9 protein-coding genes and 1 pseudogene are annotated in these 10,386 nt (G+C 69.1%); 8 read left to right on the top strand and 2 right to left on the bottom strand.

What is annotated here, in order from left to right; all coding sequences use genetic code 11:
- Window positions 1–236 (bottom strand): annotated as a pseudogene (locus G3N62_RS21050) (MFS transporter); the annotation flags it as partial.
- Window positions 237–336: 100 nt separating this feature from the next.
- On the opposite strand from G3N62_RS21050, the gene G3N62_RS21045 reads away from it, so the two are divergent.
- The 8 genes from G3N62_RS21045 (at window position 337) to G3N62_RS21010 (ending at window position 8,508) form a co-directional block, all read left to right on the top strand.
- Window positions 337–1,227, top strand: a complete 891-nt coding sequence (locus tag G3N62_RS21045) for a LysR family transcriptional regulator (RefSeq protein WP_034185872.1) — start codon at window positions 337–339, stop codon at window positions 1,225–1,227.
- A gap of 148 nt (window positions 1,228–1,375) precedes the next feature.
- Entirely contained in the window at window positions 1,376–2,362 is a 987-nt protein-coding gene (locus G3N62_RS21040) for an ABC transporter substrate-binding protein (protein ID WP_124668949.1), read from the top strand.
- Window positions 2,363–2,648: 286 nt separating this feature from the next.
- Window positions 2,649–3,716 carry an ABC transporter substrate-binding protein gene (locus G3N62_RS21035; RefSeq protein ID WP_069245927.1) on the top strand — a complete coding sequence of 356 codons (1,068 nt, stop codon included), beginning with the start codon at window positions 2,649–2,651 and terminating at the stop codon, window positions 3,714–3,716.
- Window positions 3,717–3,731: 15 nt separating this feature from the next.
- A complete protein-coding gene (locus tag G3N62_RS21030; protein ID WP_034185870.1) occupies window positions 3,732–4,574 on the top strand; it encodes an ABC transporter permease in 843 nt (280 codons plus the stop codon).
- Between the two features lie 31 nt (window positions 4,575–4,605).
- Window positions 4,606–5,427, top strand: coding sequence for an ABC transporter permease (locus tag G3N62_RS21025; RefSeq protein WP_034185869.1), 822 nt, complete (start codon window positions 4,606–4,608; stop codon window positions 5,425–5,427).
- Between the two features lie 40 nt (window positions 5,428–5,467).
- Entirely contained in the window at window positions 5,468–6,313 is an 846-nt protein-coding gene (locus G3N62_RS21020; RefSeq protein WP_034185868.1) for an ABC transporter ATP-binding protein, read from the top strand.
- Between the two features lie 143 nt (window positions 6,314–6,456).
- A complete protein-coding gene (locus G3N62_RS21015; RefSeq protein ID WP_034185867.1) occupies window positions 6,457–7,410 on the top strand; it encodes a TauD/TfdA family dioxygenase in 954 nt (317 codons plus the stop codon).
- 150 nt (window positions 7,411–7,560) lie between these two features.
- Complete coding sequence (locus G3N62_RS21010) at window positions 7,561–8,508, top strand: TauD/TfdA family dioxygenase (RefSeq protein ID WP_034185866.1); 948 nt, start codon at window positions 7,561–7,563, stop codon at window positions 8,506–8,508.
- A 63-nt stretch (window positions 8,509–8,571) separates the two neighbouring features.
- Here the strand turns inward: G3N62_RS21010 and G3N62_RS21005 are convergent, their stop codons facing one another.
- The gene (locus G3N62_RS21005; RefSeq protein WP_059558290.1) at window positions 8,572–10,233 is read right to left on the bottom strand and encodes an ABC transporter substrate-binding protein; all 1,662 of its coding nucleotides are present in this window, start codon (window positions 10,231–10,233) and stop codon (window positions 8,572–8,574) included.
- Window positions 10,234–10,386: the final 153 nt, after the last annotated feature.

The raw sequence follows: 10,386 nt of genomic DNA, 5'->3' as shown, positions 1-10,386 counted from the left end.
GCCGGCAGCAGGCACGCGGCGAACGCGGTCATGTACGCACTCACGACCCATTCGATGTCGGCGAAGCTCGCATGAAAGCTGCGCGCGATGCTCGGCAGCGATACGGCGACGACGTTCGTGTCGAGCACGATCAGCGAACAGGTCGCCGACGCGACCGCGAGCGTCGCGGCGGCCGGCAGGCGGGCGCCCGCATGCGGGACGGCGGCCGCGCGCGACGCGGGTGAGGACTGGGACATCGGCAACTCCGGAGCAGGATGGACAAGCCGTATGCTAGGCTTGCCCGGTATTGCCTGTCATTGACACTCACATCCTGTTTTGTTGACGAAAATTGCAATCATGGACCGGCTCGAATTCCGTCACGTGCGCGCGTTCCTGAGCGTCGCGCAGCACCTGCATTTCGCCCGCGCGGCCGAAGCGCTCGACATGGCGCCGCCCGCGCTCACGCGGCAGATCCAGGAAGCCGAACGCGTGCTCGGCGTGCGGCTCTTTCACCGGTCGCGCCGCGCGGTCACGCTGAGCGCCGCCGGCGAGGCCTATCTCGCCGAAGCACGCGCCGCATGCGAACACCTGCAGCGCGGCCGCGAACTCGCCGCGCTGGCCGAGCGCGGTGAACTCGGCCGGATCGAGATCGGCTACGTGTCGTCCGCCGTCTATTCGGGCACGCTGCAGCGCACGGTCGGCGCGTTCCGCGCCGCGCACCCGCGCATCGAGCTGAACCTGCGCGAAGTGCCGATGGACGACGTCGCGAACCAGCTCGACACGGGCCGGCTCGACCTCGCGTACGTGCGCCCGCCGCTGCCGCTGCCCGGCGGCCTGCGGATCGTCACGCTGCAGCGCGACGTGTTCGTCGCGGCCGTGCCGGCCGATTCGCGCTACGCGGAAGCGTCGACCGTGCGGGCGGCCGACCTCGCCGGCGCGCGCTTCGCGGTGCCGGAACAGGAGCGCGGCACGCTCGACGTCGCGCGCCGCGGCCGTTTCGCACCGCTGATCGCCGCGCGGCCGGGCGGCTTGCTCGCCGTGCTCGCCTGTGTGTCCGTGAACGGCTGGGTCGCGGTGATTCCCGATGCGCTCGCCGGCTGCGTGTCGCTGCCGGGCGTCGTGTACCGGCCGATCGCCGGCAAGCCGATCGTGTCGGAGCTGGCGCTCGCGCACCGGCGCTTCGAAAAGGCGCCGGCCGTGCGCGCGTTCCTGCGCACGGTCGTGCCGGCCGGGTCGAACGCCGCCTGAGAACGGCGCCCGCTCGCGTCGAGGCCGGCCCGGCAGTCGCCGCGCGAATATGCATTGCACGATTCGATGTTTGTCGGCCGGAAACCGATTCCGTAACCTGCCCGGCAGCCGCGCCGCACGAGCGCGGATCACCCAGGACATGCCGCCGATGAATCCCTCTTCCACCGCAGCGCGCCGCCGCGTGCTGCAGCGCCTTGCCGCGCTCGCCGCCGCCCCGCTCTCCGGCGGTATCGCACTGCCGGCCCATGCGGCCGGCGCCGACCTGTCGGGCGTCACGCTCGTGCTCGGCGACCAGGCCGGCGGCCTGCGCGCGCTGGCCGAGGCCGCGCGCGTGCTCGACGGCACGCCCTACCGGTTCCGCTGGGCCAATTTCCAGGGCGCCGCGCCGCTGTTCGAGGCCCAGCGCGCGGGCGCGATCGATCTCGCGCCGGCCGGCGACCTGCCGGTGCTGACAGCCGCGCTCGGCGATCCGTCACTGCGGATCGTCGCGACGCGCGTCGGCTCGCCGGCGTCGCTCGGCATCGTCGTGCAGCCCGATTCGCCGGTTCGCGCCGTCGCCGACCTGAAAGGGCAGACCGTCGTCGTGTCGTCGGCGCGCGGCAGCATTTCCCAATACCAGTTGTATGGCGCACTGCGCGAACACGGCCTTGCGCCGCGCGACGTCGACGTGCGCTTCGTGCTGCCCGTCGACGCATTCGCCGCGTTCGAGGCGAAACGGATCCCCATCTGGGCGACCTTCGACCCGTACTACGGGCATGCGGTACGACGCGGCGCGCGCGTCGTCCGGGACGGCAGCGGCATCAATTCGGGGCTCGCGTTCCTCACGTCGCCGATCGAGACGCTGAACGACGCCGCGAAACGCGCGGCGCTCGCGGACGTGCTCGCCCGGCTGGCCCGCGCGGGCCAATGGGCGCTGGCGCACCCGGCCGACTATGCGAACGTCTATGCGTCGCTCACGCGCCTGCCGCCCGACGCAGCCGCCGACATCGCGCACCGCGCGGCGCTCGCGCAGCGCAGCCTCAGCGGCGCCGACATCGACGTGCTGCAGCGCGTCGCCGACCGCGCGGCGGCGGACGCGATCCTGCCGCGGCGCGTCGACGTCGCGTCGATCGCGATTCGCAACGTGTCTGCTTGACGGTTTTCGACGGGGCCGCGGCATGTCCCGGCCGTGCACGGCGCGCGTGTCGGCTTCCGGACTTGCGTGCCCCCTCCGTACGACCGTCGAGTCGGACGACCTTCCCGCCGTCGTGCACGCAGCACGCAACGACTGCGTGCCATGCGCGGCATGGTTTCGTCCTGCATCGTCCCGCGATAAGCATAGTTCAAATCGTTTCTTGTCCGCCCCCGTCCCGTCATCGAGAATGATTCGACGGACCGACACGTGTCGCCGCCTCTCCAACGTACTCCTGACCGATCGATTCATGCTCCCACTGCGCCTGCTGCGATCGCTGCTGATCGCGTCCCTCATTACGTTGCCGGCTGCCGCCGCGCATGCCGACAAGCCCACGACCATCCGCATCGGCGTCGCCCAGCAAGGCACCGGCGATCCGCCGACCTTCGGTGGATCGAGCGCCGCCACCGTGCAGTTGCAGCAACTCGTCGAAAAGGAATTCGCCGCCGACGGCATCAAGGTGCAGTGGCTGTTCTTCAAGGGCGCGGGGCCGGCCGTCAACGAGGCGATCGCCAACAAGGCGCTCGACTTCGCGTACCAGGGCGACCTGCCTGCCGTGCTCGCCCGCTCGAACGGGATCAAGACGCACCTGCTGCTCGCGGCCAGCGTGCGCTCGGGCATCAAGATCGCGGTGCCGCCCGACTCGACGATCCGTTCGATCAAGGACCTCAAAGAGCGCCGCGTGTCGATCTTCCGCGGCACCAACCTGCAGCTCGTCGCCGACAACGCGCTCGCGAAGAACGGCCTCGGCGAACGCGACCTGCGCGTGATCAACCTCGATTCCGCCAGCTCGCTCGCCGCGCTCGCGTCGAAAGGCATCGATGCGGCGGTCGGCGACTATCAGCTGTACAAGCTGCGCGACGCGGGGCTCGCGAAGATCATCTACGAATCGCAGAACGACGGCCCGCAGTTGACGCGGCAGACCCACCTGCTCGTGCTCGACGATTTCGAGCGCGCGCACCCGGACATCGTGCAGCGCGTCGTCACCGCGTACGTGAAAGGCGCGCAATGGTCGTCCGACGAGGCGAACCGCGATGCGCTGTTCAAGCTGTGGACGAAAAGCGGCGTGCCGTACACGTCGTGGCAGGCCGACTTTGCGAACCAGCGCCTGAAGGACCGGCTGTCCCCGCTGATCGATCCGTTCGTCGTCGCACGCTACAAGGCCGTCGCGCAGGATGCGCTGAACCTGAAGCTGATCCGGCAGCCGGTCGACGTCGACGGCTGGTTCGAGCCGAAGTATCTCGACAACGCGCTGCGCACGCTGAAGCTCGAAAACTACTGGCCACGTTACGACGCCGCCGGCAAACCGCTTTCCTGACCCGGACCTGCGCCGATGAGCGACACCGCGTTTCCCGCCCTGAGATCCGAGCCTCAAGCGCTCGCCGCGCCGCCGCACCGCGCGGCATTCGTGAAGCGGCTCGCATGGCAGCTCGCCCCGTGGGTGCTGCCCGCACTGTTGTTCGTGCTGTGGACCGTCGGCAGCGCGCGCGGCTGGATCGCGCCGCAAATCCTGCCGCCGCCCGAACGCGTGTACGAATCGCTCTCCGACCTCGTGACGAGCGGCGATCTCGCGCGCCACACGCTGATCAGCCTGCAACGCGTGCTGGTCGGCTTCGCGGCCGGCACGCTGCTCGGTTTGTCGATCGGCGTCGCGCTCGGGCTGTCCCGTACGCTGGAAGCTTACGTATTGCCGAGCTTCAACGCGCTCGTGCAGATTCCGGTGCTCGGTTGGTTGCCGTTCCTGCTGCTGCTCGTCGGCGTCGGCGAGCCGCTCAAATACCTGCTGATCGCGCATGCGGCACTCGTCCCCGTCACGCTGAGCACGTTGCAGGGTTTCCGCCAGACACCGCCCGCGCTCGACGAAGTCGCACGCGTGTTCGGCTACACGCGCCGCCAACGCATCGTCCATGTCGTGCTGCCGGCCGCGATCCCGACGCTTGCGACCGGCGTGCGGCTCGCGTTCACGAAGTCGTGGCTCGCGCTCGTCGTCGTCGAGCTCGTCGCCTCGTCGGAAGGGCTCGGCTACCTGATCGTGTACGGGCGCCAACTGTTCCAGCTCGATCTCGTGATGGCGGCCGTGGTCGTGGTCGGCGCGGTCGGCCTGCTGATCAACCGGCTGCTCGACGCGCTCGAGGCGCGCCTGCGCCGCGGCGTGCCGTCCGCGTTTCGCGGTTGAGCCCGCCCGCCCAATCGAAGGAGAGTCACCCGTGCCGCACCCCGCTCCCCCGGCATTCGCGCCGGACGATACGCCGACGCCCGTGCGCCGCCTGCACGCGCCCGACTGGCGCGGCATCGTGCTGCCGCTCGTGGCGATCGCGCTCTGGTGGGCGATCGCTTCCGCGCATCTCGTGAAAAGCGGGCTGCTCGTTAGCCCGTCCGACGTGCTGCGCACCGCATGGGTGCAGGCCACGAGCGGCGCGCTCGGCCGCGCATTGTCCGCATCGCTCGCGCGCGAAGCGTGCGGCTTCGCGATCGGCGCGGCGGGCGGCCTGCTGCTCGGCGCCGCGCTCGGGCTGTCGCGCGTCACCGCACGAATGATCGGCCCGAGCTTCGACACGTTCAAGCAGATCTCGCTGTTCGCATGGATTCCGCTGATTTCCGTCTGGTTCGGCCTGGGCGACGTCGCCAAGGTCGTGTTCCTGTCGCTCGCCGCGCTGCTGCCCGTCGCCGCACACACGTGCGACGGCATTCACGCGGTGCCGCGCGCGTATGTCGACGTCGCCCGTGCGCTGCGCTACTCGCGGCTCCAGCTCATTCGCCACGTGATCCTGCCGGCCGCGCTGCCGTCGATCTTCACCGGCCTGTATCTCGGCCTGATCTATTCGTGGCTCGCGACGCTCGGCGCCGAATACCTGCTGGTCGCGGGCGCCGGCATCGGCAACACGCTGATCGACGGCAGCGAGCAGTTCCGCATGGATCTCGTGCTGTTCGGGATCATCGTCGTCGGGATCACCGGCTGGGCGCTGAACGCGATCGCGCGGGCGATCGAGCGCAAGGTGCTGGCCCGCCGCGGCGACCTGCCGCGCTGATATTCCGTCCCCTGTCCGTCACCCCTTTCATCGCCCCGCCATGACGACGCTCGCCTCCGATTCGCTCGACATCCTCCATGTGAGCAAGCACTACACACAACGCGGCACGACGCTCGCCGTGCTCGACGACGTCTCGCTGCACGTACGCGCCGGCGAGTTCGTCACGATCGTCGGCGCGAGCGGCTGCGGCAAGTCGACCCTGCTGCGGCTGGTTGCCGGGCTCGACACCGACTATGCCGGCGAGATCCGCGCCGGCGACGAATACGTGCGCGACACGTCGCTGCAGCGCGGGATCGTGTTCCAGGACCACCGGCTGTTCCCGTGGCTGACCGTCGAGCAGAACATTGCCGCCGCGCTGCGCAACGCACCGCTCGACGCGGCCGCGAAGCGGCGCGCGGTCGCGGAACACGTCGCGCTCGTCGGGCTGAACGGCTTCGAGCGCGCCTTCCCGAACCAGTTGTCGGGCGGGATGGCGCAACGCGTCGCGATCGCGCGCGGCCTCGTGAACCGCCCGCGCGTGCTGCTGCTCGACGAGCCGTTCGGCGCGCTCGACGCGCAGACGCGTGCGCGGATGCAGAACGAACTGCTGCGCATCTGGGAACAGGAGCGCATCACGATGATGCTCGTCACGCACGACGTCGACGAAGCCGTCTATCTCGGCGACCGCGTCGTCACGATGGCGCCGCGCCCGGGCCGCATCGAACGCATCGTCGATGTCGCGCTGCCGCGGCCGCGCCGGCGCGATTCGCCGGAATTCGCGCGGTTGCGCGACACCGTGCTCGCCGATTTCGACGAACACGAACCACCGCACCGCGACGGCACGGGCGGCAAGCCCGTCGACACGCCGCGCCCGCACCGGATCGGCGAATGGCGGCTCGCATGGTAACCGCGTGACCCGAACGGATCGCTTGGCAGCGCATATCGTTCATCGCAGCAGGAACACTAAGGTTGTGACGATTCATCGGTTCCGGTTCCGCGCAGTCCCTGCTTGAATGGAGACTCGACCGACCCGACTCCAGGAGACTCACGATGTCCGAAGTCCAGCACGCCGCACAACCGTCTTCGCCTGTTTCGCACGCCGCGCCGCGCACGGCCGCCGTTCCGCTTCAGCTTCGCCAGGTCGCCGGCCGGATCGGCGCCGAAATCTCCGGCGTCCGGCTGTCGGCCACGCTCGACGACGCGACGTTCGATGCGGTCCAGGCCGCGCTGCTGCGCCACAAGGTGCTGTTCTTCCGCGGCCAGCACCATCTCGACGACACGGCGCAGGAAGCGTTCGCGCGCCGTTTCGGCGACACCGTCGCGCACCCGACCGTGCCGTCCGTCGACGGCAGCGCCCATCTGCTCGAACTCGATTCGGCACACGGCGCACGCGCGAATTCGTGGCACACCGACGTGACATTCGTCGATGCGTACCCGAAGATCTCGATCCTGCGCGCGGTCGTGATTCCGCCGTTCGGCGGCGATACCGTCTGGGCCAATACGGCCGCCGCGTACGCGCATCTCCCCGACCCGCTGCGCGCGCTCGCCGACACGCTGTGGGCGCTGCACACCAACGCATACGACTACGCGTCGACGCATGTCCATGCCGACGACACGCAACTGAAGCGCTACCGCGAAGTGTTCACGTCGACCGTCTATGAAACCGAGCACCCGGTCGTGCGCGTGCATCCGGAAACCGGCGAGCGCACGCTCGTGCTCGGCCACTTCGTCCAGCGGCTCAAGGGGCTGTCGTCGCAGGATTCCGCGCACCTGCTGCAGGTATTCCACGAGCACGTGACGCGTCTCGAGAACACCGTGCGCTGGAACTGGCAGGAAGGCGACGTCGCGATCTGGGACAACCGTGCGACGCAGCACTACGCGATCAACGACTACGGCGATGCGCGCCGCGTCGTGCGCCGCGCGACCGTTCACGGCGACGTGCCGGTCGGCATCGACGGCCGCCAGAGCGTCGTGCTGAAAGGGCCGGGCGCCACGCTGCAGTAACGCCCGTCTCCCGCGGCGGCGGCCTGCGCCGCGCGCCGCCGCACCGTTTCCCACCGAAGATCCGATCATGAGCGTCCCGTCACCGCACCGACACTTGCACGCGCAACGATGTCGGCCCTCCGCCCCGTTCACTTCCGTCAGGAGCGTCGCATGAGCGCCCTACTCGAACCCGCCGCCCAGCCGGTCGACGTGATTCCGCTGTCCGCCCATATCGGCGCGGAAATCCGCGGCGTCGACCTCACCCAGCCGTTGACCACGCCGCAGATCGCCGCGATCCGCGCCGCGCTGCTGAAATGGCGCGTCATCTTCTTTCGCGAACAATTCCTCACGCACGAACAGCACGTCGCGTTCTCCGCGCAGTTCGGCGACCCGACGGTCGGCCACCCGGTATTCGGGCATGTCGACGGCCACCCTGCCGTCTATTCGATCGCGAAACATCGCAAGGCGACCCGCTTCGAAGGCGAACCGGTGCGCCGGCCGTGGACGGGCTGGCACACGGACGTGACGGCCGCCGTGAATCCGCCGTGGGCGTCGATCCTGCGCGGCGTGACGATCCCGCCGTACGGCGGCGACACGCACTGGACGAACCTGGTCCGTGCGTACGAGACGCTGTCCGCGCCGTTGCGCGGCTTCGTCGACGGCTTGCGCGGCATTCACCGCTTCACGCCGCCGGCCGGTGCGCGCGCCACCGGCGCGTTCGACGAGGCCGTCGAACGCCGCCCGCTCGTGACCGAGCATCCGCTCGTGCGCGTGCATCCGGAGACCGGCGAGCGCGCGCTGTACGTCAGCCCGAGCTTCCTGAAATCGATCGTCGGGCTGACGCCGCGCGAGAGCCAGGCGCTGCTCGAACTGCTGTGGGAACACGTGACGCGGCCGGAATTCACGATCCGCTTCAAGTGGGAACCGCGCAGCATCGCGTTCTGGGACAACCGCGCGACCGCGCATCTGGCGCCTGTCGACATCTTCGATCTCGACTTCGACCGGCAGCTCTACCGCACGACGCTGACCGGCGACGTGCCGGTCGGCCCCGACGGCCGGCCGTCGGTCGCGCTCGAAGGCTCGCCGGTCGAAACGGCCGCGGCCGTCGCACTCAACTGACCCGACGGATTCGACCGTCCGCTTCCGGCACCGGCGCGCACGCGCGCGCCGGCCGCTTCCCGATCAATCGAGCCACACGCCGTCGAACCGGTGCCCGCCGAGCGGCGAGAACGTCAACCCGTGGACGCGCCGCGAGATCGGCAACGACACGATCGACGTCGCGATCGGCGTGAACGGTACCTGATCCTTGAACACGACCTGCGCCTGCTCGTACAGCGACGTGCGTTTCGCGACATCCGCATTCGAGCGTGCCGCGCTCACGAGCTTTTCGAAATCCTGATTGCACCACTTCGCGAGGTTGCTGCCGTGCACCGCGTCGCAGCCGAGCAGCGTGCCGAGCCAGTTGTCCGGGTCGCCGTTGTCGCCCGACCAGCCGTACAGGATCGCGTCGTGCTGGCCGTCGTGCTTCGCGCGGCGGTTGTATTCGCCCCACTCGTAGCTGACGATCTTCGCGCGCACGCCGATCTTCGCCCAGTCCTGCTGGATCAGCTGCGCCATCAGCTGCGCATTCGGGTTGTACGGGCGCTGCACCGGCATCGCCCACAGCGTCAGGTCGAAACCGTTCGGGAAGCCGGCCTGCGCGAGCAGCGCCTTCGCGGCGGCCGGATCGCGCGGCGCGTCCTTCAGGCGCGGGTTGTACGACCATTGCGCGGGCGGCATCGGGTTCGTCGCGATCGTCGCATCGCCGTTGAACACGGTCTTCACGATCGCCGTCTTGTCGATCGCGATGTCGAGCGCGCGCCGCACGTCGACGCGATCGAGCGGCGGATGCTGCGTGTTGTACGCGACGAAGCCGACGTTGAACCCCACGCCCGAGAACAGCGTCAGCTTCGGGTCGCGCCGCACCGTCTCGAGATCGGCCGGACGCGGGAATGCCGATACCTGGCACTCGCCGGCCACCAGCTTCTGCAGGCGCGCGGCCGGATCGGGCGTGATCGCGAACACGAGGCGCGCGAGCTTCACGTCGTCCGGCTTCCAGTAATCGGGATTCGCGTCGTAGCGGATCAGCGCATCCTTCTGGTACGTGCGCAGCAGGAACGGCCCGGTGCCGACCGGGAACTGGTTGATGTCGGACTCGCGATGGCGCGCGGCAAGCTGCGACGCATATTCGGCCGACAGCACCGACGCGAACGCCATCGCGAGGTTGCGCACGAACACGACATCGGGCGTCTTCAGCGTGAAGCGCACCGTATAGTCGTCGATCTTGTCGATGCGCTCGACGTTGTGGTCGAACCCGAGATCGCTGAAATACGGGAAGCTGACCGGGTAGGCCTTGCGGAACGGATCGTCCGGATCGAGCATGCGGCGGAACGTGAATACGACATCGTCGGCCTGGAACGGCCGCGTCGGCTTGAACCATGCGGTCGTCTGGAATTTCACGCCGCGCCGCAAATGGAACGTGATCGTGCGCTGGTCGGGCGAGACGTCCCAGCTCGTCGCGAGCGACGGTTCGATATCGAGCGTGCCGCGCTTGAACTGCACGAGCCCGTTGTAGATCGTGTACGTGCTCGCGTCGAAATCGGTGCTCGTCGTGTGCTGGCCCGGATCGAAGCCGGCCGGGCTGCCTTCGGTGCAGTACACGAGCGTCTTGCCGGTCGGCGCGGCCAGCGCCGGTGTCGCGGCGCCGGCGAGCAACAGCGACGCGGCGATGCAGCGAAGCGCGGCAACGGCATGCGGGACGCCACGCGCACGACGCGTGGCTGACGAAACGTAAGCGTTCTTCATGGTGGCGGAAAGAAAGGATGGCTGTCATGCGAATGACGACCGCCGATCTTCGCGCGCCTCCCGCCGATCGCTTACCAATTAATTCGGCGTTGCTTATCGTTGCCGACGCATCCCGCTGCCCGTGCATGAAAACGTCCACGCGAGCGCCGGCGC

This window comes from Burkholderia sp. Tr-20355 (genome assembly GCF_017104685.1).
Classification (GTDB): Bacteria; Pseudomonadota; Gammaproteobacteria; order Burkholderiales; family Burkholderiaceae; genus Burkholderia; species Burkholderia seminalis.
The sequence above is the reverse complement of the archived record's forward strand: the minus strand, read 5'-3'. Positions and strand labels throughout refer to the sequence as shown.

Coding starts and splice junctions, on each gene's coding strand:
- G3N62_RS21045 (WP_034185872.1), top strand. CDS start 337: ATGGACCGGCTCGAATTCCGTCACGTGCGCGCGTTCCTGAGCGTCGCG.
- G3N62_RS21040 (WP_124668949.1), top strand. CDS start 1,376: ATGAATCCCTCTTCCACCGCAGCGCGCCGCCGCGTGCTGCAGCGCCTT.
- G3N62_RS21035 (WP_069245927.1), top strand. CDS start 2,649: ATGCTCCCACTGCGCCTGCTGCGATCGCTGCTGATCGCGTCCCTCATT.
- G3N62_RS21030 (WP_034185870.1), top strand. CDS start 3,732: ATGAGCGACACCGCGTTTCCCGCCCTGAGATCCGAGCCTCAAGCGCTC.
- G3N62_RS21020 (WP_034185868.1), top strand. CDS start 5,468: ATGACGACGCTCGCCTCCGATTCGCTCGACATCCTCCATGTGAGCAAG.
- G3N62_RS21015 (WP_034185867.1), top strand. CDS start 6,457: ATGTCCGAAGTCCAGCACGCCGCACAACCGTCTTCGCCTGTTTCGCAC.
- G3N62_RS21010 (WP_034185866.1), top strand. CDS start 7,561: ATGAGCGCCCTACTCGAACCCGCCGCCCAGCCGGTCGACGTGATTCCG.
- G3N62_RS21005 (WP_059558290.1), bottom strand. CDS start 10,233: ATGAAGAACGCTTACGTTTCGTCAGCCACGCGTCGTGCGCGTGGCGTC.